The organism is Nitrospirillum bahiense (assembly GCF_007828025.1).
GTDB lineage: Bacteria > Pseudomonadota > Alphaproteobacteria > Azospirillales > Azospirillaceae > Nitrospirillum > Nitrospirillum amazonense.
This window is the reverse complement of the sequence record NZ_VITO01000006.1, coordinates 1-23665: the sequence shown is the minus strand read 5'-3', so window position 1 is coordinate 23665 and position 23665 is coordinate 1. Positions and strand designations below refer to the sequence as shown.

Sequence of the window (23665 nt, the reverse complement as noted above, 5' to 3'; positions counted from 1 at the left end):
CGTCCCGGTCCTTATCCGGGGGTTGCAGGGTCCCCGGATGCCCCCGGGCCCGATGCCCTCGGAGGCTTAGGCCCAGGCCGTGCCGCCGCCGCGACGCCATCGGTGGCGCGCCCGCTTGAACAGTCCGCCTGTGACATTACGTTTCAAAATGCGCATCTGGCTGCCTTCCCTGGCGCCGGTGACCGCCCCCTCTTTGCCCGCCCTTTCCCCCAATCTCCGCCAGAAAGCCCGCCCCGATGTTGGACGCCAATCTCAAGACCCAATTGAAGGCCTATCTGGAACGGGTGAAGCAGCCGATCGAGATTGTTGCTTACCCGGACGATAGCGCCACCTCCCGCCAGATGATGGAGCTGCTGGCCGATATCGCTGAAGCTTCCACCCTGGTGAACATCAACGAGAACGTGGATGGCGCCGGCCGCCGCCCGTCCTTCACCGTCAACCGCCCGGCCGGCGATATCGGCATCCGCTTCAGCGGCCTGCCCATGGGCCACGAGTTCACCTCGCTGGTGCTGGCGCTGCTGCAGGCCGGCGGCTATCCGCCCAAGGTCAGCGACGAGGTCATCGCGCAGATCAAGGCCATCGAGGGCGATTACCACTTCGAGACCTTCATCTCGCTGACCTGCCACAACTGCCCGGATGTGGTGCAGGCTCTGAACCTGATGGCGGTGCTGAACCCCCGCATCCGCCATGAGATGATCGACGGCGGCGTCTTCCAGGATGAGGTGACCCGGCGCCAGATCATGGGTGTGCCGGCCGTCTTCCTGAACGGCGAACCCTTCGGCCAGGGCCGCATGGAGCTGGAGGAGATCCTGGCGAAGCTGGACACCAGCTCCGTCGCCCGCGAGGCCGCCAAGATCGACGCCAAGGACCCGTTTGACGTGCTGGTGGTGGGCGGCGGCCCCGCCGGCGCCGCGGCCGCCATCTACGCCGCCCGCAAGGGCATCCGCACCGGCATCGTGGCGGAGCGCTTCGGCGGCCAGGTCATGGACACGCTGGGCATCGAGAACTTCATCTCCGTCACCGCGACGGAAGGGCCGAAGCTGGTCCGCAGCCTGGAAGAGCATGTCCGCACCTATGAGGTGGACATCATGAACCAGCAGCGCGCCAAGGCCCTGGCCACGGTGGACGGCCTGCACGAGGTGACGCTGGAAAGCGGCGCCAAGCTGAAGGCCAAGGCCCTGATCCTGGCCACCGGCGCCCGCTGGCGCGAGATGAAGGTGCCGGGCGAGGAACAGTACAAGACCAAGGGTGTCGCCTTCTGCCCGCACTGCGACGGCCCCCTGTTCAAGGGCAAGCGCGTGGCGGTGATCGGCGGCGGCAACTCCGGCGTCGAGGCGGCCATCGACCTGGCCGGCATCGTCGCCCACGTCACGCTGCTGGAATTCGACAGCCAGCTGCGCGCCGACGCGGTGCTGATCACCAAGCTGAAGAGCCTGGCCAACGTCACCATCCTCACCCAGGCCCAGACCACCGAGGTCACCGGCGACGGCAACAAGGTGAACGGCCTGGTCTACAAGGACCGCGCCACGGGCGAGACCCATCGCCTGGCGCTGGAGGGCATCTTCGTGCAGATCGGCCTGCTGCCTAACACGGACTGGCTGCGCGGCACGGTGGAACTGACCCAGCGCGGCGAGGTGATCGTCGGCCACCATGGTGAAACCTCCGTCCCCGGCATCTTCGCCGCCGGCGACGTCACCACGGTGCCCTACAAGCAGATCATCATCGCCATGGGCGAAGGGGCCAAGGCCTCGCTGGGTGCCTTCGACCACCTGATCCGGTCGTCCGTGCAGGCGGCCTGAGTCGCATACGTGTAGATTACGACGCCCGCCAGGGGGATGCCGGAACTGTCCGGTGCTCTTCCAGGTGGGCGTTTGTGCCAAGCGTCACATTAAAATTCCTAGAATAGATTTTCGAATATATTGGCAGAATAGTCATGGAGTCTTTTTGCCATCTGATTGACGTAAAACATGTCAGGTTGAATTGTCTGTGCCCGAACCCTGAGCGAAAATTTCGGCTCACGTGGGTCAGGTTTGAATGTCACTAATCCAATTCCATAAAGAATAGAAAGTGCCTCAAGTCGATCATAATTGTCTGCTCCAATTATATCTGGCACGACGATAAATGATCGATGTGAAAAAAGGCGATACGCTATAGCCTGGCCAAACGCGACCACCGGCTGGCTGGGGTCTATTTTTATTTCGGCAGTGATAATCTGGAGATCAAATTTAATTAGATCCGCCTTTTTGGGCTTTAATACACCAATAACATCAGGCGTTCCCCATTTTCCGCCTAATGCATTGCCGCCTATGGCTGCGGCGTACGTCACTTCTTCTAGTTCCTTCAGCCAGTCTGCGAAGGGCTGGTAAAAAGCATCTTCACGCAGGACGGTTTCGATGGCTGCTCCAGGTCCAGCCGGAACTGCAACAACTGTATCTGTTGTTTCCGGACCGCTTTCCTCTCCGGGGGGCTCGATGAGCACGTAGACGCCACGCCGGATTTTTGTAATATCGCGGGCTTCTTTAAAAAGGCTTTGGATGCTACCCTGAATTGTATTGGGCGAGGTCTCGGGCGATTCGGTCTCTATTTTTCTTGCCACCTCGCTCCATCGCATTCCATCCGGAGCCTCACCGAGCAATTGACGGACCCGCGATTTAATTTGGTTCGTGGTCAACTTTGGCATGGTTTGTATCCAAGGCTTATCTAGCGATAGTTTAGGCATTTATAGCGGATTCTCACTATAAATGCCTAAACTTGTTATAACGTGCCTCAAGGCCTGCGTCGGTTCATCGAACAGATGACTCACCCTCTGCCGCCTTCGTAGAGTGCCACCTTGGCCCTTACGCGGAACGTTTCCCCATGTCCCATCCCGGCTTCATCCACCTGCGCACCCATTCCGCCTACTCGCTGTCCGAGGGGGCGATCAAGGTGAAGGAACTGGTGAAGCTGTGCACCAAGAACGCCATGCCGGCGGTGGCGGTGACGGACACCGGCAACCTGTTCGGCAGCCTGGAATTCGCCATGGCGGCGTCGGACGCGGGCGTGCAGCCCATCGTCGGCTGCCAGATGTGGATCGGCCGCTGGGGCCCCGCCGCGACCACGCGCGGGCCGCAGCGCCCCGGCACTTTCGGCGCCGACCAGCTGGTGCTGCTGGCCCAGAACGCCACGGGCTACGCCAACCTGATGGAACTGATCAGCAAGGCGTACATGGAGACGGAGCCGGGGCTGGAGCCCCAGGTGTCCATGGCGGCGCTGGACGGGCATAGCGACGGCCTGATCGCGCTGACTGGCGGCATCCATGGCGGGGTAGGGCGCCTGCTGCTGGAGGGCCAGGCGCCGGCCGCGACGGAGCTGCTGCTGGAACTGAAGCGTCTGTTCCCGGGGCGCCTCTATGTCGAGCTGATGCGGCATGACAAGGATACGGCCATCGGCCGGGCGGAGCAGCGCATCGAGGGCGCGCTGGTCGATCTGGCCTACGCCCACGACCTGCCCCTGGTCGCCACCAATGACTGCTACTTCGCCACCGCCGACATGTACGAGGCGCACGACGCCCTGCTGTGCATCGCCGACGGCGCCTTCATCATGCAGGACGACCGCCGCCGCCTGACGCCGGACCACTATTTCAAGAGTGCCCAGGAGATGCGGGCGCTGTTCGCCGACCTGCCGGAGGCGGTGGACAACACGGTGGTGGTCGCCCAGCGCTGCGCCTACATGCCGCGCAAGATCAACCCCATCCTGCCCAACTTCCCCACCGTGGAAGGCCGGACGGAGGCGGAGGAGCTGCGCGCCCAGGCGCACGACGGCCTGACCTTCCGCCTGACCCGCTATGTCTTCACGCCCGAGATGGGGGAGGAGGAGAAGGCAGACACGGAGAAGCGCTACCGCGAGCGGCTGGATTACGAGCTGTCCGTCATCGAACGGATGAAGTTCCCCGGCTACTTCCTCATCGTGTCGGACTTCATCAAGTGGGCCAAGGACAACGGCATCCCCGTGGGGCCGGGCCGTGGCTCGGGCGCCGGCTCGCTGGTTGCCTGGTCGCTGCTGATCACCGACCTGGACCCCATCCGCTTCGGCCTGCTGTTCGAGCGTTTCCTGAACCCCGAACGCGTGTCCATGCCCGACTTCGACGTGGACTTCTGCCAGGACCGCCGCGACGAGGTCATCCGCTACGTCCAGGCCAAGTACGGCCACGACCGCGTGGCCCAGATCATCACCTTCGGTAAGCTGCAGGCCCGCGCCGTGCTGCGCGACGTGGGGCGCGTGCTGCAGATGCCCTACGGCCAGGTCGACCGTATCTGCAAGATGGTGCCCAACAACCCGGCCAACCCCGTCACCTTGCAGGAGGCGCTGGACGGCGAGCCGCTGTTGCAGGAGATGCGCCGCCAGGATGAGACGGTGGACCGCCTGATCGGCGTGGCGCTGAAGCTGGAAGGCCTGTACCGCCATGCCTCCACCCACGCCGCCGGCGTGGTTATCGGCGACCGCCCGCTGGACCAGCTGGTGCCGCTGTACCGCGATCCCCGGTCGGACATGCCGGTCACCCAGTTCAACATGAAGTATGTGGAACTGGCCGGCCTGGTGAAGTTCGACTTCCTGGGCCTGAAGACCCTGACCGTGCTGCAGAAGGCGGTGGAGCTGATCCGGCCGCGCAATCCCGACCTGGACCTGCTGAACCTCGACCTCTACGACGAGAAGACCTACAGGCTGCTGGGTCGGGCCGAGGCGTCAGGCGTGTTCCAGCTGGAAAGTTCGGGCATGCGCGACGTGCTGCGCCGCATGAAGCCCAACCGCATCGAGGACATCATCGCGCTGGTCTCGCTGTACCGGCCAGGCCCGATGGACAACATCCCCAAGTACATCAAGGTCAAGGACGGGCAAGAGGAGCCCGACTACATGCATCCCTCGCTGGAGCCCATCCTGAAGGAGACCTTCGGGATCATGGTGTACCAGGAACAGGTGATGCAGATCGCCCAGGTACTGGCCGGGTACAGCCTGGGCGGCGCCGACCTGCTGCGCCGCGCCATGGGCAAGAAGATCAAGGAGGAGATGGAGAAGGAACGCTCCAAGTTCGTCGACGGCGCCACGGCGCGCGGGGTGGATGCGGAACAGGCGGGCCTGATCTTCGACCAGGTGAACAAGTTCGCCGGCTACGGCTTCAACAAGTCGCACGCCGCCGCCTACGCCCTGGTCGCCTACCAGACGGCCTACCTCAAGGCCAACTACCCGGTGGAGTTCATGGCCGCGTCGATGACGCTGGATCTGGGCAACACCGACAAGCTGAACCAGTTCCGGCAGGAACTGGACCGGCTGAAGATCAAGTTGCTGCCGCCGGACATCAACCATTCTGGCGACATCTTCCGCGTGGAGATCCTGCCCAATGGCGACCGCGCCGTGCGCTACGCCCTGGCGGCGGTCAAGGGTGTGGGCGGGCCGGCCATGGCGGCGGTGGTGGCGGAGCGGGACGCCAATGGCCCTTATCGCGACCTGTTCGACTTCGCCCGCCGCCTGGACAACAAGGTCATCAACAAGCGCCAGCTGGAAAACCTGGCCGCCGCCGGCGCCTTCGACAGCCTGGTGCCCAACCGCCACAAGGTTCATTCCGCCATCGAAATCATGCTGCGCTACGCCCAGGCCGAGGCGGCGGAGCGCGAGAGCGGCATGAACAGCCTGTTCGGCGCGTCCGCCCCGCTGAAGGCGCCGGAACTGCCGCGCGTGGTGGATTGGGAACCGCTGGAAAAGCTGCGGCACGAGTTCGAGGCCATCGGCTTCTATCTGTCGGCCCATCCGCTGGATGCCTTCGCCGCCCCCTTGGCCAAGCTGAAGGTGGTGCGTTTCGCCGACCTGCCCGGCATCGTGGCGCGCGGCGGCGGCTCCACCCGCTTCCGCATGGCGGGCATCGTCGTCGCCCGGCAGGAGCGGACGGCCAAGAGCGGCAACCGCTTCGCCTTCATCGGCATGTCGGACGCCTCCGGCGTCTACGAGGTGACGCTGTTCTCCGAGGCGCTGGCCCCGGCGCGCGAGCATCTGGAACCGGGCAAGGCCGTGCTGATGACGGTGGACGTGCAGCAGAATGGAGAGGAGCTGCGCCTGACCGGCAGCGGCGTGCAACTGCTGGAGGACGAGGTCGCCAAAGTCGCGTCCGGCCTGCGGGTGACGCTGAAGGACCAGGCGCCGGTGGAAGGCCTGCAGACGGTACTGAAGCGCCTGCCCGCCGGCCGGGGCAAGATCCACCTGATGGTGGAGATCGACCGGCTGGAGGTGGAACTGGTCCTGCCCCAGGCCTACCAGATCAGCAGCGCCAGCCGGTCCGCCTTGCGCTCCATCCCCGGCGTCATCGACGTCCAGGATATCTGATCCCGCATATGAGAAGGGCGGCCCCCGGCTGGGAACCGCCCTTCACGCGTCAGACGCGTCAGACATGGGCCACGCTTAGTTCATGGCGCCCTGCATGGCGCCGGCGTCACGCTGGCTGTCGGTCACGCCGGGCAGGGCGCACATGGTGCTGACCTCGACCCAGCCGCCCTGGCCCTTGGCGCTGACCGGGGCGTCGCCTTCGCCGGCGCGCATGGCCGACTTGATCACCCACTGGCCGCCCTGGTTCTCGACCCAGGTGTCGATGCCTTCCACCCGGCCCTTGCCCTGCGGCATGCCGAACACCACCGGGGCGGTCCACACGCGCGGCTCCGTGCCCTCCAGGCAGGTGGGCTTGGGCACGGTGTCGCCCGGCTTCATGGCGGTGTTCACCTTGCCGGTGCCGGTCGAGATCATGCCCTTGGGCCGCACGATGTAGGTGTGGCTCTCGGTGCTGTAGGACTGGGAAGAGGTCGTGGTGGTGGTCGCCGGGCCGATCATGCCCTCGTCACCCATGGGGGCGGGCGGCGGGGAATTGGCCTCGGGCGGGGAAATCGTGTCGTTCGGGCCGGTGGCCGGGGTATCGGCGGTCTGGGCCAGGGCCGTGCCGCCGATCAGACCGGTGGCCAACAGCGTGGCCGCAAGCAAATGCATCCGCATGTCCATCTCCTTCGTCTTCGATCAGCCGGACCCGCATGGGGCGCGCCGCGTGTGCCTAAACCCCAAAGACCAGGGGAAGGTTCCCGCAATGCCCAGGGCGGCAGGAAGGCGGCGCCATCAACCGGGATCAGGGTCCGGTCTCGGTGAAACTTAGTGGTTCTCTACGTGGGCGTGGATAATACTCAAGTTTGCCCTGCGGTTACTTGTGCCGCCGGATTGTGTCCGCGATTGGGCCGAATCTGGATGGTGATGGGGCTTGTTTGTTACAGTGGCTGGCCGGGTGGCGGGGACCGGTGAAAACGGGGTGGCGCCGGCCGGGCTTCATGCCAGGATGATCCGAACAAGCCGGACGGGAGGATGAAATGGGACCATATGCCGAGGCCTATGCCGCGCGCCGCATGGCGGCGGAGGCGGCCGTGGGCCTGATTCCCTCCGGTTCCCGCATTGCCATGGGATTGGGCGTGTCGCAGCCGCCGGCCCTGCTGCGCGCATTGGCCCGGCGGGCCGAGGCTGGGCAGGTGGGCGACCTCTCGCTCTACTACCTGCTGGCCTTCGCCAACGCGGCCCCGATCCTGCGGTCCGACCTGCGCCACCGGGTCCGGCCGGTCAGCCTGTTCCACGGCGGGTTGGAACGCGCGCTGGACAAGGAGGCGGGGGCGAACGGCCTGCCGGTGGTGGATTTCATCCCCACCGCCTTCAGCCAGGCGCCGCACGTCCTCAGCCGGCAGGTGGACGTGGATGTGCTGCTGACCACCGTGGCGCCCATGGATTCGGACGGCTGCTTCAGCCTGGGCACCAACACCGACTATGCCCTGGCCGTGTCGCAGAGTGCCCGCCAGGTGATCCTGGAGGTGAACCCGGCCATGCCGCGGACCATGGGCAATTGCCGCATTCCCCTGGACCGCGTGACCGCCTTGGTGGAGAACCCGGTGTCCCTGCTGGAAGTGCCGCCCGCCAAGATCAGGGACAATGACCGGGCCATAGGTCGCCTGATCGCGGATCTGGTGGGGGACGGCGCCTGTCTGCAGATGGGTATCGGTGCCCTGCCCGACGCCGTGTGCGCCGCCCTGCACGACCGCCGGCACATGGGCATCCACACCGAACTGATGACTCCCGGCCTGGCGGAGCTGATGCGCCGGGGTGCGGTCGACAACAGCCGCAAGGCTATCCATGCGGGGCGGACGGTGTTCACCTTCGCCATGGGGGACCGGGCGCTGTACGACTTCCTCGACGGCAACCCGGACTGCGAGGCGCAGCCGGTGGACTATGTGAACAACCCGGCGGTGATCGCCCGGAATGACGCCGTGGTCTCCGTCAACGCCACGCTGGAGATCGACCTGCAGGGCGCCTGCAACTCGGAATGCCTCGCCGGCTGGCAGTACAGCGCCGCGGGCGGGCAGTTGGACTTCGTGCGCGGCGCCTCGGCCTCGAAGGGCGGCAAGTCCATCATCGCCTGCCACTCCACCGCCGCCGGTGGCACCGCCTCGCGCATCGTTCCGCGACTGACGGGGCCGGTGACGACGCCGCGCAACGACGTCCAGTACGTCGCCACCGAATTCGGCGTGGTGAACCTGCGCGGCCTGACGCTGGCGGAGCGGGCCCGGGCGCTGATCGGCATCGCCCACCCCGACTTCCGCGAGGGGCTGGAACGGGCGGCGCACGCCGCCGCCCACGGGTGCTGACCCCGGGGGTGCTTGACCCCGGGCGTGCTAAAAGGCCCTCAGGAGGCTTGGGCCGGCTCCCCGGCCCCTGCCGGCAGGCCGATCTCCTCCGGCGTGGGGTCGTAGGCGTTGACGTGGGGGATGCGGGCCTGCAGGCGGCCCAGCAGGTTGATCAGGGTGTCGACCTCGCGCGGGCTGAGGTCGGCCAGCAGGCGCCGCTCCCGCTCCAGCGCCATGACCAGGATGCGGTCGTGCAGGTCGCGGCCGGCCACGGTCAGGGCGGCCTCGCGGCCCCTTGGCTCCGCCGGCCGGAACTGGATCAGGCCGCGATCCTCCATCAGGGCGTAGCTGCGGCTGACGGCGGCTTTGTCCATGCCGATGATCTGGCAGATGCGGGCGGCGGTGCACCAGGGCTCCGCCACCAGGTGGACGATGATGCGCCACTCCACCACCCCGATGCCGAAGTGCTTGAAGTACAGGCGCGAGGCGCCGCTGGACAGCTTGTTGGCGATGGAATTCAGGAAGGCCGGGACGTAGCGCTCCATATCCAGTTTGGGGCCCATATCCGGGGGGGCCATGTCCAGGGTCAGGTTGCTGACCGGCAGCGCCATCGGCTGCGGGCGGGGAAGGGGCATGGTGGGTCCTGTTCCTCGTGCGCGACCCCGTCTTCGGGGGGTCTTGTTCCCACGAAGCCAGGGCAGGGGCGCTGGCCGCGCCCCTTCCGCAAGCTTGTGATCACAATGACCTTGGCACCACGGGCCCAAATGCACAAGGCCTGGTGCGCGGGACGAACCGTGCACCAGGCCTTGAGGATTACGCGTCTAATCCGAACGGGAGGGCTTACTTGCTGTCGTAGTCCGGGATGGACGGGAACTGGTCCGGGTCCACCTTGCCGTTGCGGATGTAGTTGTTCTGCCGCTGGCGGTACAGCGAGCGCATGGTGGCGTAATAGTCCACGCTGTTGCGCTTCATGTCGTCCAGCACGTCCAGGTATTGGGCGCGCAGGTCGACGGCATAGACGCCGGCGCGGGTGTAGCTGGCCCAATCGTCGTGGGTGTTGCTGAGATAGCGCGACACGGGGTCGCCGTAAGCCTCGACACCGAAGCCCACGGCGTCACGCAGGGTGGAGGGGCCCAGGACGGGCAGCACCAGATAGAAGCCTTCGGGCACGCCCCAGACCGCCAGCGTCTGGTCGAAGCTTTCATACTCGTAGGTCAGGCCGTGATCACCCGCCACGTCGATCAGGCCGCCCAGCCCAATGGTGGAATTGATGAGGAAGCGCTCGGTGGCGACCTCGGCGCCGTCCCAGTCACCTTGCAACAGCTTGTTGGCCAGGGTCAGGGGGGAGCGCAGGTTCCACAGCACGTTGCGGATGCCCGTCTGGGCGAAGTCCGGCATTACCGTGCGATAGACCTTGGCGGCGGGGCGCAGCAGCACCGTGTCCACGCCCTCGTTGAACCAGAAGATGGCGCGGTTCATGCCCTCCAGCGGGTCGTTGGCGTCCTCTTCCTGGGAGGCGGCGATGGCGGCGCGCGCCTCCGCCGTCTTGGCCTCGGCCACCTCGGTGCGGGCGCCGTCACCGTCCGGCGCCGGGGCGTCAGGCGTAACCGCCGCCTGCGGCGGCTGCGGCTGGGTGTCCTGGGCATGGGCGCCGGCGGGCAACAGCACGGGCAGGGCCAGCATGCCCAGCAGGGCGGCGGCCGTCAGGCCCAGGCGCCGGCGGGACCGGGCGGGAACGGTGGTGGAAGCGACGGGGAAACCGGGACGCAGCATCGGGGGGATGCCTCCAGCAGCGGGATAGGAACGGCCGGAACCGGCCGGAGGGGTGGGATGCCGACTGGACGGGGCGTGCGCGCCCCGCTCAATGCGGATGGGACGGCGCGAACCTGTCTCGCCGCCACCGACTTAACCATAACGGTGCGCCCGCCCGGCAAAAATGAGAAAATCGGGGCCCCTGTTGCCGCGCGCGCATGGCGGCTTTGCCATTTAGGGGGCGTTGTAAAAGCCTTGTTTACCAACGGGGCAGGCCAAATCATGCTGCGGATGGTCTGCATTGCGGCCCGAAGCCCGACAGTTTGCGGGGCCTCAAGCGTGCAAGGGCCGGTTACCAGCGCCGGTCCGGTGCCGGCGTCCCCGTGCCGCCCCGGGGGGCGACGGGGCCGGGGCGGTTTCAAGACAGCGCGTTGCGCGCAACATGAAGGAACACCCGATGCATCGCCACCCAGCACGTCGCCGCACCCTGATTCGCCCGGCCCTGCTGGGCATCTTGGCGCTGACGGCGGCGTGTTCCAGCCACAAGACCTTCTACACGGTCACCACGCCCCTGGGGCAGACGCTGGGTCGCACCACGTCGGAGGACGCGGCCAAGGTGTCGTTGCGCGCCTGGTTCAACCGCGTGGACACCAACCAAGACGGCAAGCTGTCGCGGGAGGAGTTCCAGGCCGAGGCCGACGCCGTCTTCACGCATTACGATCTGAACGGCGACGGCGCCCTGAACGTGACCGAGCTGGAGAAGGTGCGGCGGGCGGATCGCATGGCCCTGATGGGGCATGGTGGCCCCGAGGGCGGCCCCCATGGTGAACCTGGCGGGGGGGGACCCGGCGACGCGCCAGGCGCCGGTCCCGAGGGTGCGTCGCCTGACGCCCCTCCCGGTGGCGGTCGCGGGCGGGGCGGCATGGGTGGGGGCATAGGCGGCGGCGGCCGGGGTGGGGTCGACCCCATCATGGCGGCCGACACCAACCTGGATTTCCGCGTGACGCGCGATGAGTTCCGCGCCTACGCCCGCGCCCTGTTCGAGGTCATCGACGCCAACCATGACGGCCAACTGACCATCGAGGAGATCGAGAAGGTCGACCTGACGGTGCAGGAACCGGGTGGCGGCGGCCGGGGTGGTCCTGGTGGCGGCATGGGCGGTGGCGGCCGGCATGGCGGCGGTCGCGGCGGCATGGGGGGTGGCGGTCCCGGCGGGATGTAGGTCCCTGTACCCTCTCGACGAAGGCGGTCGAAATCGGCCGGCGGAATCGGGTAATGTCGTCGCCGATCAAGCATTTGGCCGCCCGCCGGGCGGTCGCCCTTCGGAAGGACGCCCATGGACCGGTGGATCGAAAGCGTGCTGTTCGCCAGCCGCTGGCTGCTCGCCCCCCTCTATCTTGGCCTGGTGGTCGCCCTGCTGCTGCCCCTGGCGGGCTTCGTCCATGAGCTGTGGGAGCTGATCAACCATCTGGCCAGCGCCACCTCGCATGAGATCATCCTGGGCCTGCTGTCGCTCATCGACCTGTCGCTGATCGCCAACCTGGTGCTGATGGTGATCTTCGCCGGCTATGAGAACTTCGTTTCCAAGATCAGCGTGGCCAGCCATCACGACCGCCTGGAATGGATGGGCGAGGTCGATTTCGGCGGGCTGAAGCTGCGCCTCATCGCCTCCATCGTCGCCATCTCCGGCATTCAGCTGCTGCGCGCCTTCATGAGCGTCGGCGACTACAGCGACCGCGACCTGATGTGGTCTACCGTCATCCACGTGGTGTTCGTCGCGTCCGGCGTGCTGCTGGCCCTGATGGATTACCTGACGGAAAAGGCCCACAAGTTGGGGCATTAATACGGGTTCCTCAGGCGCCGGCAGGCCCATCCGGGCCTTTGGCTATCCTCATTTTGCAGTCCACGTTGTTACCCGCAAAACTCCGGCGGCCCCGGTCGGGGCCTACAGCGGCACAGGATGCGTGCCGCTGGGGGTGTCGAGGACCGGGCGTGCCGATTCCTGCGCCTTCAGGGAGGCCACCACCTGGCGGATGACGGGGGCCCAGTTGCCCTGCCGCTCTTGCCGGAACAGGCGGGTGGTCGGGTACCAGGGGGTGTCTCGGCTGTTCAGGCGCCAGCGCCAGTCGGGGGCGTAGGGCAGCAGTAGCCACACGGGCCGGCCCAGCGCCCCGGCCAGGTGCGCCACCGCCGTGTCCACGGTGATCACCAGGTCCAGCCCCGCCACCAGGGCGGCGGTGTCGGTGAAGCCATCCAACGCCACATCAGCCACGCCCAGGGCCGCCAGCACCTCCTCGTCGCCCCGCCGGCGATCGGCCTGCACCGGCCACAGCGTCACGCCGGGCAGGGCCGCCAGGGGGCCCGCCAGGTCGGCCAGGGGCATGCTGCGCAGCCGGTCGGCCCGATGCCTGGGGTTGCCAGACCAGGCGAGGCCGACATTGAGGGCGTCCGCACCCAACCGCCCTGCCCAGGCGCGGGCGCGATCAGCCTCGGCCGCGAGGTAGGGCGCCGGCATCGCCAGCCCGGCGGCCTCCTGTATGCCCAGCGCCGCCGGCAGGCTCATCAGCGGCACATGCAGGTCGAAGGCGGGCAGGGGGCGTCCCCGCGCCACCACGTCCACATCACTGGGCGCCAGGCCGCTGCGCAGCAGGGCCAGCAGGGGCGGCTGCACTTCCAGCACGACGCGGCCATCGTCGGGCAGGCGGCTGAGGAAGCGCACGAATTGCAGGGTGTCGCCCAGGCCCTGCTCGGCGTGCACCAGCAGGGTGCGGCCGGCCAGATCCTCCCCCCGCCATTCGGGTACGGCGAAGCCCCGGTCCGCCAACTCATCCACCCCGCCGCGCCAGCGCCAGGTGTAGGCAGGCCAGCCCCGTGCATAGTCGCCGGCCAGCAGCCAGGCCAGCGCCTGGTTGAAGCGCACCACGCCGTTGTCGGGGGCCAGGGCGGCCGCCTGGTCGTGGATGGCCAACGCCTCCGAGACTTGGCCTTGCTCCGCCAAGGCCTGGCCCAGGTTGGACAGGCCGGTCGCGTCACCGGGGGCCAGGGCCACGGCACGGCGATAGCTGCCCACCGCGGCCGCCCCCTGTCCCGCCAGTTGCAGGGCGGTGCCCAAATTGACATGCACGTTGGCGGCGTCGGGGGCCAGTTGGACGGCGCGGCGGTGCAGGGCCAGCGCCTGGTCCAGCTGGCCATCGGCCTGCAGGGCCAGGCCCAGGTTGGTCAGGGCGTCCGGCCAGTCGGGCGCCAGGTGCAGGGCGCGGGCGTAGGCGGCCATGGCCTCCGCCGCGCGGCCCTGGTCGGCCAGCGCATTGCCCAGGCCCAGGAAGGCGGGGGCGTTGTCGGTGTCGCGGCGGATGGCGTCGGCATAGGCGGCCAGGGCGGCGGCCGTGTCGCCCGCCGCCTCCAGCGCCATGCCCAGGGTGACGCGAATGTCGGCGTCGGCGGGCTTCAGGGCGGCGGCCATGCGGAAGGCGGCGATGGCGCCGGGCAACTGGCCCAGGGCCTGGCGCGACAGGCCCAGGCGCAGGTGCGCGTCGGCGTCGCCCGGCTGCAGGAACAGGATGCGCTGGTAGGCGATGATGCTGTCGGCCAGGTGGCCCAGGGCATGGAAGGCGTCGCCCAGGGCGCGCAGGGCCGGGATGTTGCCGGGCTGGGCCGCCGCCACGCCGGCCAGCATCTCCGCCCCCTCCACCAGGCGCCGGGTGCGGCAGAGGATGACGCCCAGCAGGTGCAGCACGGCGGTCTCGTTGGGCAGGCGGCGCAGGATGAGCCGGCACAGCCTTTCCGCCTCATCCAGGCGGCCGGCGCGGTCATGGTGCTGCGCCTGTCCGAACAGGGCCGCCAACTCCGGCGACACCATCAAACGTTCCTTGGATACCGCCGTCATGTCGCCGCCCCCGCTTCCCCATCCTCCCACTGTGGCGGCAAGCCGGGCGGCCCACCACCGGCGGGGCGGCGGCCGCCCCTTGCGCAAATACCGCGCCTGCTTTGGCGGCCCCGTCCGTGTAGCTAAAATTGAATCTATTTTTGCCGGCGCCGCCCGGGGGCGGGGGTGCTGGCTCATCCGTGGGGGCGGCGATGCTGAGCAGTCTGGCGATAACGGCCGGCGGGGTGGAGTCCTTCGACTTCCGCTTTTCCACCGGCGTGCTCACGCCCAACGACATCCTGGACAGCGCCACCACGCCCCCCGGCCGCTATGTGTGGGAGGTGGCGCGCCGCACCCTGGCCGCCTGTCCGGCCGCCGACGCCGTGGTGGTCGGCAACCCCATCCTGCCCATCCGCGCCAGCCGCTTGGCCAAGCTGGTGCTGGCCGGCGGGCTGCTGCCCGCCCCGGCCGTGGTGACGGACGAGGGCACCTTCCCCATCGCCTATATCCTGCCGCGCCGACTGCTGGACGAGGGCCTGGGCCGCTTCCTCTGCCTGCTGTCGGTCAGCCGCTCCGCCGCCGACGCCCAGCTGCTGTCACGCCTGACGGGTGGCGGTTTCGTGCCGCGCCGGCCCACCACCCTGCGCGCCATCGGTTCCCTGCCGGAAAGCACGCCCCAGGGCTTCATCCTGGGCGACAACCTGGAGGCCTGGCTGGTCCAGTGCGTCAACGCCGTGAAGCTGATGCGGACGCGGCACGACTGGCGCGACCTGCCCTTCGCCGCCCACCACCCCGGCCATGCCGGCGACGTGCTGTTCTTCAGCCTGGCCTCGCGCCTGGTGCCGGACGAGCACCTGGCCTTCCAGTCCCAGGTTGTGTGCCGCGCCTATCTCGATATCTTCCAGGACTGCGGCAACAGGCTGGCGCCCATCGTGCTGGACATCCCGCCGGCGCCGCGCAACACCGACGTGGGCGATAGCCGCTATTTCATCGACAGCCTGGCCCACCTGCCGCCGGGCACGGATGAGACGACCTTCATCGTCTTCTCCCGCTATTCCAAGGCCTACGCCAAGTCACCCTTCAACCTGATCGACCATGCGCGGTTCAGCCTGGGCGACCCGGTGGCCACCTTCGCCGACACGCTCTATGTCCGCGCGCCCACCGTCCAGCACCGCCCGGCACCCCTGCCGCCCGGCGGGCCCGTGCGGGTGCTGATGCAGCTGACCGGCGGCTGGGACCTCAAGACCTATCCGGACAGGGACAGGCGCGTGCTGATCCGTGCCCTGGTCGACCTGGGCTGCGTCGTCACCGTCATCGACCTGCCCGACGCCGCGGCCGACGGCGCCACCGTGGTGACGGCCGGCAGCACCAGCGCCTTGAAGGCCCTGCTGGCCGACCATCACGTCTTCCTCAGCGTCGACAGCTTCCCCCTGCATTTCGCCAGCCAGATCCTGGGCCATCCCACCGTCGCCATCTTCGGCTGCACCGCCCCGGGGAATTCCGACGCGCCCCGGCGCCCGGGCTACCGCCTGCCGGCCCCCGCCTTGCCCTGCGGCCCCTGCGGCTGCCTGGACTATTGCCCCCTGCTGATGACCCGCGACTGCGCCAACCAGCCGCACCCGGCCCAGCTGGTGGCCGCCATCCTGGAGGTGGCCGCCGAGGTCTACGGCGCCGGCCCGGCCTCCGTCCTGGGCCTGGGCCTGGGCGACGCGGCCCAAGACAACGCGGCGTAGGAAGGGGCAGGGACCATGCTAGGCGGCGTCGCGATCACCGATGGACGGATGGAGGCGTTCGACTTCCGCTACTCCATGGGCGAGCTATCGCGGGGGGAACTGCTGGACAGCGCCACCTCACCCCCCGGCCGTTATGTGTGGGAGGTGGCGCGCCGCACCCTGACGCGCGTGCCCGGGGCCGATGCGGTGGTGGTCAGCAACCCGCTGCTGGCCTCGCGCGGCGCCCGGCTGGCCGACCTGCTGCGCGGCGGCGACACCCTGCGCTGCCCCAGCGTGCTGACGGACGCAGAGACCTTTCCCGTCGCCTACGTCCTGCCGCGCGCCCTGTTCCACCAGGGCCTGGGCCGCTTCCTGTGCCTGCTGTCCGCCAACCGCGCGGCGACGGACGCGCAGCTGCTGTCGCAACTGACTGGCCAGATCGTGCCCCGGCGCCAGACGCCGCTGAAGCCGCTGGCTCCGCTGCCCAAGATCACCGCCCAGGGCTATATCCTGGGCGACAACCTGGCCGCCTGGCGCACGCAATGCGCCGATGCCGTGCGGCTGATCCGCACGCGGGCGGACTGGCGCCGGCTGCCCTTCGCCGCCCACCACCCGGGCCATGCCGGCGACGTGCTGTTCTTCAGCCTGGCCTCCCGCCTGGTGCCGGCGGGGCAGCTGGCCTTCCAGCGCCAGGTGGTCTGCCGCGACTATCTCGACATCTTCCAGGATTGTGGCAACCGGCTGGAGCCTATCGTGCTGGACATGCCGCCGGTCAGCCGTACGGGCGAGGTTTCGGACGGCCGCTATTACCTGGACAGCCTGGCGCACATCGACCCCGGGGTGCGGGCCGGGACCTTCATGGTCTACTGCCGCTTCTCCAAATCCTATTCCCGCACGCCCTTCAACCTGGTGGACCAGGCGCGCTTCGCCCTGGGCGATCCGGTGGCGACGCTGGACGACACGCTCTACCGCCGCGCGCCCGTGAAGGCCGGCCGCTGTACCTTGCCGCCGGCGCCCTTGCGGGTGCTGATGCAGCTGTCGGGCGGCTGGCCCCTGAAGGCCTATCCCGGTGCCCAAGCCCGGGCGCTGGTCCGCGTCCTGGTGCGCCTGGGCTGCGCCGTCACCGTGCTGGACGCCCCGGCGCTGGCGGCGGACGGCGCCACGCCGGCCACGGCCGGCAGCACCGACCGGCTGGCGGCCCTGATCCGCCAGCATCACGTCGTGGTCAGCGTCGACAGCTTCCCCCTGCATTTCGCCAGCCAGATCCTGGGCCATCCCACCGTGGCGGTGTTCGGTCCCACCTTCCCCGGCAATTCCGACGCCCCCCGGCGTGCGGGCTATCGTCTGCCCACGCCGGCGCTGCCCTGCGCCCCTTGCGGCGGCTACAAGGCCTGCCCCCTGGATGAGAGGCCGGTTTGCGGGAACCACCCGGCGCCCGCCGACCTGGTGGCCGCCATCCTGGAGGTGACGGCGGAGGCCTATGGCACCCCCGTCCGTGAAAGAGGAGATGCGGCATGACCCCGCCCCTGAACCTGCGCGTCCTGGCCTTCTTCGACGCCCGCTTTCAGTCGTCCGGCCCGCTGTGGCAGGCGCTGGGCAGCGGTGATCCCTGGGCGCGGGCGCTGGACGCCTACCCCGCCCGCCGTCATCACAGCCCACTGCTGCAACCGGGCAAGGCGCTGGGGCGCTACGATCTGGCGGACGCGGCCGGCGCCGGCCGGGTGGTGGCGGTGGCGCGCGCCACCGGCATCGGCGGCTTCGTCCTGGATTGTCATCGGTTTGAGGGCAGCTACCTCACAGGGGCGGAATGCCTGGACGTCTGGTGCGATGACGATTTCGGCCTGGCCTTCCGCTGGACGCCGGCGCCGGTGGGCGACCCGGCTTCCGATGCCGCCGCGCTGATGGCGGCTATCGCCGGCTTCAGCCCTTTGCTGGCCGACGGCCGCCAGGTGCTGGTGGTGAACGAGCCCTATACGCTGCCCGACCCGGCGGGCACGGCGGCCCTGCTGCGCCACGCGGCCGTGGCCGCCGGCCTGGGCGGCCTCTACCTCGTCGCCACGGCGGCGGAGGCGCGCGGCGGCCTGCTGGATGCCGGCTTCGACGCCCTGCTGGACCCCGGCCCGGCGCAGTGGCGCTCCTGCAAACCGGCGGAGCTGCTGAACGGCTATACCTTCCTGCAGGCGGAGGCGGGGCAGGCTGACGGCGGCATGTTCGACGATACCATCATGAGCTATGCGCAGTTCGTGAACAGCCGCATGGTGGACCGCGCCAGCCGGGGCAAGGTCTTCCCCCGCGTGGTGCTGGACTACGCCGACTGGCCCGACCATCCCCTGGGCGGGGCGACGCTGCTGGCCAGCACCAGCTCCGTGCTCTATCGCCGCTTCCTGGCCGGGGCCATGGTCCATGTCGCCCAGCATTTCCCGGAAGCGGAGCGGCTGGTCTTCATCGACAGCTGGAACCATTGGCGCCAGCGCAGCCAGATCGAGCCCACCACCCAGTTCGGCAGCACCGTGCTGGATGAGACCGCCAACGGCATCCGCCAGGGCGGCTACGTCGCCTTGACCCGGGTGGGCGAACCCACCCCCGGCCGCACGTCCGGCGTGGATTACGACGCCATCGCTGCCCTGTGCCGCCAGATCGAGGACGAGCTGTCAGCCTTCCCCTGAGGCATCCCGGCGTGCGAAGGCGCCGGCGAAGAAGTCAAGCAAGCCGAAGGGCGCGCTGTCGCCCAGGCAGAGGTCCAGGATGCGGTGCGCGCCGGCCGCCGCCGCCGCGCTGCGCGGGAACATCACGGATTCATAAGCGGCCAGCGCCGCCTCGATATCGCCGGGATGGGCCGCGATGGCCTGCGCCAGCTCGGCACCATCCAGCATGGCCAGGTTGGCGCCCTCGCCGGCCGGCGGGGCCAGATGCGCCGCATCGCCCAGCAGCGTCACGCCGGGCACCCGGTCCCAGCGGTGGTCGTTGGGCAGGGTATGGAGCAGGCGCGGCACGGGCGGCGTGTCGCTGTGGGTGATCAGCGCGGTCAGGGCCGGCGCCCAGCCGTCGAACTCGGCGGCGAGCCGGGCCTTCGCGGCCGCCGCGTCATCGAAGTCGATGGCGGCGATCCACTCGGCCGGCCGCCTCAGGCCGATATAGGCGTGCAGGGGGCCACCAGGCTCACGATGGGCGAAGATGCCCTGGCCGGGCGTCAGCGCGAACATCCCACCGCCGCCCACCGCCTGGGCCGTCGCCGGATATCGCGCGTCGGCGTCGAACAGGTAGGTGTCGATAAAGGTGGCCCCGACATAGGCGGGCGTGGCGTCCGACAGCAGCGGCCGCACCTTGGACCAGGCGCCGTCGGCCCCGACCAGCAGGCCGGTGGTCACGCGGGCCTCGTCCGTGAAGGTCAGTTCATGCCGCCCGTCACCCAGCGTCGTGACGCCGGTGAGCTTCCGGCCCCACCGGACGGTTTCCGCCGGCAGGCTGTCCAGCAGCAGGCGCCGCAGCTCCCCCCGCAGCACCTCGGGCCGGCCGCCCCTGCCGTCGTCCGGCTGGTCCATCAGCACGGCGCCCTGGGGGTCCAGCACCCGCGACGCCTCCCCACCGGGATGGATCAGGGCGCTGAAGCGGTCGAACAGGCCGGCGGCCTTCAGCGCCAGCTGACCGTCCCGCTCATGGATGTCCAGCATGCCGCCCTGGGCGCGGGCGCCGGCCGACGCCTCCGCCTCATAGACGATCGCGGGGATGCCGTGGACATGCAGCACGCGGGCGAGGGTGAGACCGCCCAGGCCGGCGCCGACGATGGTGACGGGTGTCATCTTGCTTCCTCAAAGGACTGGAACGATGTTCCATAAATATTAATTGGAACGCCGTTCCATGAATGTCAAGATGATCCCATGACGAAACGGACTGACCGCCGCGCGGACGCGCTTTCCAGGGAAAGGATCGTGGAGGCGGCGATCGCCATCCTCGACGCAGGCGGCGAGGGCGCCTTGACCTTCCGCGCGCTGGCGGCCCGCCTGGCGACGGGCAGCGGGGCCATCTACTGGCATGTAGCCGACAAGGAGGCGCTGTTGGCGGCGGCCACCGACCATGTCGTCACGCGAGCCATGGCAGGGGCGATATCCGGCGTGGGAGCCGATGGCGCGGGCCCGCGCCAGGCCATCCGGGTGATCGCCCTGGGCATGTTCGACGCCATCGACGCGCACCCTTGGGTGGGCGCCCAGTTCTCCCGCGCGCCGTGGCAGCCGGCGACGCTGCGGGTGTTTGAGGCCATAGGCGGGCGGGTGCGGGCGCTGGGTGTGCCGGAGGGGGCGTGGTTCAACGCCTGGTCGGCGCTGGTGACCTATATCTTCGGCGCCGCCGGGCAGAACGCGGCGAACGCGCGCCTGCAGGCGCCGGGGACGGATCGCTCGGCGGCGCTGGCGGACATCGCCGGGGGATGGGCGCGGCTGGATCCGGCCGACTATCCCTTCCTGCGCCAGGTAGCGCCGCAGCTGGCGGCGCACGATGACCGAGACCAGTTCCTGGCCGGCATCGACCTCATCCTGGCCGGCATCGGGACGGTGCGATAGGCGGCTCCCCGGCGGAAGATCACGACGCCATCGCGGCGGCGGCCCAGGCCTTGGTGGCCTGGCAGGTGTCCATGGCCCGCCGATAGGCGTCGCGGCCGCTGGTGCGGGCGATGTAGGCGCGCTGCGCCTCGTTGAGGGTGTAGCCGCCGGCCCGCTGGGCGAACTCAAGCGCGTAGGTCACGGAAATGTCGGCCGCCGTGAATATCTCGCCGGCCATGTAGGGCGCGCGCGCCAGCTGGCGCGTCACCAGCCGCAGCCGGCTCTCGAACACCTCCAGCGCCTTGAGGGCGCCCCAGTTCCGGCGCTCCGCCTCGGGCGCCAGGTTGCGGCTGACGACGACGAAGTACATCGACGCGGCGAGGCCGGCTTCGCCCAGGTGTAGGAATTGCTGATAGGCAGGGAAGGCGGGATCGTGCGCGGCCGGCGCCAGCGGCGTGGGTCCGTACCGCGCGATCAGATATTCCATGATCGCGATGGATTCGACCAGGGTGGCATCGCCGTCCTGGAGCGCCGGGATGAAGCCGGCCGGGTTGATGGCCAGGTACTCCGGATCATTCTCGACGCCGGCGAGCAGATCCACCGGCCTCAGCCGATAGGGCAGCCCCATTTCCTCCAGCAGCCAGACGACGCGAAAGCCCCTTCCTTCGCCGAAGACGGTGATCATCGCCCGCGATCCTCCCTGTCTGAACCCGTGCCTGTCTGAACCCGTGCCTGTCTGAACCCGTGGCCGCGCATCAGGGCACGGCCCGGCACAAAGGACAATCCCCACCGGCGGGGTACCGGTGGGGATTGAACGGACTTCGGAATGCTGAACCCGGGATGCGTGCCTCAGGGCGTGTGATAAATCTCAGCACCCTGGGCCAGGAAGGCCTCCGACATCTCCGCCATGCCCCTCTCGGCTTCCACGAAGCTGCCTTCCACACCTGCCAGGTCGCGCACCTCCTGGCTGATCTTCATGGAGCAGAACTTCGGCCCGCACATGCTGCAGAAGTGCGCCAGCTTGGCGCCGTCGGCGGGCAGGGTCTGGTCGTGGAACTTCTCCGCCGTTTCCGGATCCAGCGACAGGTTGAACTGATCGCGCCAGCGGAACTCGAACCGGGCGCGGCTGAGCGCGTCGTCGCGCAGCCGTGCGGCGGGGTGGCCTTTGGCCAGGTCGGCCGCGTGCGCCGCGATCTTGTAGGTGACGACACCCACCTTCACGTCGTCGCGGTCGGGCAGGCCCAGATGCTCCTTGGGCGTGACGTAGCAGAGCATGGCGGTGCCGAACCAGCCGATCTGGGCGGCGCCGATGGCGCTGGTGATGTGGTCATAGCCCGGGGCGATGTCGGTGGTGAGCGGCCCTAGCGTGTAGAACGGCGCCTCACCGCACCACTTCAGCTGCAGGTCCATGTTCTCCTTGATCTTGTGCATGGGCACATGGCCCGGGCCTTCGATCATCACCTGCACGTCGTGCTTCCAGGCGATCTGCGTCAGCTCGCCCAGGGTCTTCAGCTCGGCGAACTGGGCGGCGTCGTTGGCGTCGGCGATGCTGCCGGGCCGCAGGCCGTCGCCCAGCGAGAAGGCCACGTCATAGGCCTTCATGATCTGGCAGATTTCCTCGAAGCGGGTGTAGAGGAAGTTCTCCTTGTGATGCGCCAGGCACCACTTGGCCATGATGGACCCGCCGCGCGAGACGATGCCGGTGACGCGCTTGGCCGTCAGGGGGATGTGGGCCAGGCGCACGCCGGCGTGGATGGTGAAATAGTCCACGCCCTGCTCGCACTGCTCGATCAGGGTGTCGCGGAACACCTCCCACGTCAGGTCCTCCGCCTTGCCGTTCACCTTCTCCAGCGCCTGGTAGATGGGCACGGTGCCGATGGGCACGGGGCTGTTGCGGATGATCCATTCGCGGATGGTGTGGATGTTGCGGCCGGTGGACAGGTCCATGACCGTGTCGGCGCCCCAGCGGATGGACCACACCAGCTTGTCCACCTCTTCCGCGACGGAGGAGGTGACGGCGGAATTGCCGATGTTGGCGTTGATCTTGACCAGGAAGTTGCGGCCGATGGCCATCGGCTCCGATTCCGGGTGGTTGATGTTGTTGGGGATGATGGCGCGGCCGCGCGCGATCTCATCCCGCACGAACTCCGGCGTCACGAAGTCGGGGATGGCCGCGCCGAAGCTTTCGCCGTCACGCTCCAGCTGTTCCTTCAGCGCCTGGCGGCCCAGGTTCTCGCGGATGGCGACGTATTCCATCTCCGGCGTCACGATGCCGGCGCGGGCGTAGGCCAGCTGGGTGACGGCCTTTCCTTCCTTGGCGCGCAGGGGCAGGCGGCCGGCGCGGTCGAACACCGGCACGGGGCTGCTCTCGCCTTCCTTCAGGCCGTTGTCCACCGCCTTGATGGCGCGGCCGTCATAGCGCTCCACATCGCCCCGCCCTTCGACCCAGGGGCGGCGCAGCTCGGCCAGGCCCAGGCGGATGTCGGTGGTCACGGCCGGGTCGGTATAGGGGCCGGACGGGTCGTAGACGCGCACCGGCGGCTCATTGGCGCTGGGGCTCAGGTCGATCTCGCGCATGGCCACGCGCAGGTCGGGGTGCAGGGTGCCCGGGATGTGGACCTTGCGGGAGGCGGGCAGGGGCCCGGTGGTGACGGCGAAGCCGTCGCTTCCCGGAATCGCGGCCGGGGTCAGGGTGTCGGGCATAGGGTCGTGCTCCTCCGTAGTCCGGCGCCCTTGGCTCTCTGGCCGCTGATGCGTCCGGCACGTCACATGTCGCCAACCCGGGGCAACGACGATGGGGAGGAAGGAAGACGGCCGCTTGCGGTTCGCGGCCTACAGGGCGGATGCGCGTGTGATCCCGTTGGCGGGTAGATACGCGAAGGCCCCTGTTCCCATCCCTACGCCGGTACGATCCGGATCAGGTTCAAAGGGTCCCCGCGTCTCTCCGCGGATCTCAGCGCCCTCCGGCGCACCCCTGGAACGAAGGCCGCACTGTGCGCGCCCTGGGGCACGGGTGTCAATGGGTGGGAAAATGGGGCAGGGCAATCGCTTGAAGCGCTGGTTGACAGCGGAGCTGGCATAAGCGTGTAGCCTTCGCCGTAGAAGGATGATTCATAGGAAGCCATCGATTGC

The 23665-nt window shown here is 68.7% G+C and carries 17 protein-coding genes and 1 riboswitch; of the genes, 9 read left to right on the top strand and 8 right to left on the bottom strand.

The features are described from left to right. Window positions 1-236 precede the first annotated feature (236 nt). Window positions 237-1799: an alkyl hydroperoxide reductase subunit F gene (gene ahpF / locus FBZ88_RS10085; RefSeq protein ID WP_145616702.1), complete on the top strand. Its 1563-nt coding sequence runs from the start codon at window positions 237-239 to the stop codon at window positions 1797-1799. Between the two features lie 98 nt (window positions 1800-1897). Here ahpF and FBZ88_RS10080 read toward each other — a convergent pair whose 3' ends face one another. Continuing rightward, a complete protein-coding gene (locus FBZ88_RS10080; RefSeq protein ID WP_145616701.1) occupies window positions 1898-2680 on the bottom strand; it encodes a hypothetical protein in 783 nt (260 codons plus the stop codon). Between the two features lie 176 nt (window positions 2681-2856). Here FBZ88_RS10080 and dnaE point away from each other — a divergent pair, with 176 nt between their 5' ends. Then, window positions 2857-6351, top strand: coding sequence for a DNA polymerase III subunit alpha (gene dnaE / locus FBZ88_RS10075; protein WP_145616700.1), 3495 nt, complete (start codon window positions 2857-2859; stop codon window positions 6349-6351). Between the two features lie 75 nt (window positions 6352-6426). Here the strand turns inward: dnaE and FBZ88_RS10070 are convergent, their stop codons facing one another. Beyond that, window positions 6427-7008: a hypothetical protein gene (locus tag FBZ88_RS10070; protein WP_145616699.1), complete on the bottom strand. Its 582-nt coding sequence runs from the start codon at window positions 7006-7008 to the stop codon at window positions 6427-6429. Window positions 7009-7370: 362 nt separating this feature from the next. Between FBZ88_RS10070 and FBZ88_RS10065 the strand changes: the two genes are divergently transcribed. Continuing rightward, window positions 7371-8690, top strand: a complete 1320-nt coding sequence (locus tag FBZ88_RS10065) for an acetyl-CoA hydrolase/transferase family protein (protein ID WP_145616698.1) — start codon at window positions 7371-7373, stop codon at window positions 8688-8690. Window positions 8691-8728: 38 nt separating this feature from the next. Here FBZ88_RS10065 and FBZ88_RS10060 read toward each other — a convergent pair whose 3' ends face one another. Then, a complete protein-coding gene (locus tag FBZ88_RS10060; RefSeq protein WP_145616697.1) occupies window positions 8729-9304 on the bottom strand; it encodes a MarR family winged helix-turn-helix transcriptional regulator in 576 nt (191 codons plus the stop codon). Window positions 9305-9509: 205 nt separating this feature from the next. Continuing rightward, window positions 9510-10442, bottom strand: a complete 933-nt coding sequence (locus tag FBZ88_RS10055) for an MlaA family lipoprotein (protein ID WP_246138599.1) — start codon at window positions 10440-10442, stop codon at window positions 9510-9512. Between the two features lie 436 nt (window positions 10443-10878). Here FBZ88_RS10055 and FBZ88_RS10050 point away from each other — a divergent pair, with 436 nt between their 5' ends. Both FBZ88_RS10050 and FBZ88_RS10045 read left to right on the top strand, forming a co-directional pair. Then, entirely contained in the window at window positions 10879-11643 is a 765-nt protein-coding gene (locus FBZ88_RS10050) for an EF-hand domain-containing protein (protein ID WP_186464314.1), read from the top strand. 114 nt (window positions 11644-11757) lie between these two features. Continuing rightward, complete coding sequence (locus FBZ88_RS10045) at window positions 11758-12264, top strand: TIGR00645 family protein (RefSeq protein WP_145616695.1); 507 nt, start codon at window positions 11758-11760, stop codon at window positions 12262-12264. Window positions 12265-12366: 102 nt separating this feature from the next. Here FBZ88_RS10045 and FBZ88_RS10040 read toward each other — a convergent pair whose 3' ends face one another. Beyond that, window positions 12367-14307 carry a tetratricopeptide repeat protein gene (locus tag FBZ88_RS10040; protein ID WP_186464313.1) on the bottom strand — a complete coding sequence of 647 codons (1941 nt, stop codon included), beginning with the start codon at window positions 14305-14307 and terminating at the stop codon, window positions 12367-12369. Between the two features lie 191 nt (window positions 14308-14498). Between FBZ88_RS10040 and FBZ88_RS10035 the strand changes: the two genes are divergently transcribed. The 3 genes from FBZ88_RS10035 to FBZ88_RS10025 are packed head-to-tail and all read left to right on the top strand — an operon-like array spanning window position 14499 to window position 18664. Next, on the top strand, window positions 14499-16019 hold the full coding sequence (locus FBZ88_RS10035; protein ID WP_145616693.1) for a glycosyltransferase family 9 protein: 1521 nt from the start codon (window positions 14499-14501) through the stop codon (window positions 16017-16019). Window positions 16020-16034: 15 nt separating this feature from the next. After that, window positions 16035-17516, top strand: a complete 1482-nt coding sequence (locus tag FBZ88_RS10030; protein ID WP_145616692.1) for a glycosyltransferase family 9 protein — start codon at window positions 16035-16037, stop codon at window positions 17514-17516. Then, entirely contained in the window at window positions 17513-18664 is a 1152-nt protein-coding gene (locus tag FBZ88_RS10025; protein ID WP_145616691.1) for a glycoside hydrolase family 99-like domain-containing protein, read from the top strand. Before FBZ88_RS10030 ends, FBZ88_RS10025 begins: the two co-directional genes overlap by 4 nt. Here FBZ88_RS10025 and FBZ88_RS10020 read toward each other — a convergent pair. After that, on the bottom strand, window positions 18650-19798 hold the full coding sequence (locus tag FBZ88_RS10020; protein WP_145616690.1) for an FAD-dependent oxidoreductase: 1149 nt from the start codon (window positions 19796-19798) through the stop codon (window positions 18650-18652). The two genes, FBZ88_RS10025 and FBZ88_RS10020, sit on opposite strands and share 15 nt — an antisense overlap. Before the next feature lie 78 nt (window positions 19799-19876). On the opposite strand from FBZ88_RS10020, the gene FBZ88_RS10015 reads away from it, so the two are divergent. After that, window positions 19877-20554, top strand: a complete 678-nt coding sequence (locus FBZ88_RS10015; RefSeq protein ID WP_145616689.1) for a TetR/AcrR family transcriptional regulator — start codon at window positions 19877-19879, stop codon at window positions 20552-20554. A gap of 19 nt (window positions 20555-20573) precedes the next feature. On the opposite strand, the gene FBZ88_RS10010 is transcribed toward FBZ88_RS10015, so the two are convergent. After that, entirely contained in the window at window positions 20574-21218 is a 645-nt protein-coding gene (locus FBZ88_RS10010; protein WP_145616688.1) for a glutathione S-transferase family protein, read from the bottom strand. A gap of 164 nt (window positions 21219-21382) precedes the next feature. Then, window positions 21383-23236: a phosphomethylpyrimidine synthase ThiC gene (thiC, locus tag FBZ88_RS10005; protein ID WP_246138598.1), complete on the bottom strand. Its 1854-nt coding sequence runs from the start codon at window positions 23234-23236 to the stop codon at window positions 21383-21385. 172 nt (window positions 23237-23408) lie between these two features. Continuing rightward, window positions 23409-23519: riboswitch (TPP riboswitch) on the bottom strand. Window positions 23520-23665: the final 146 nt, after the last annotated feature.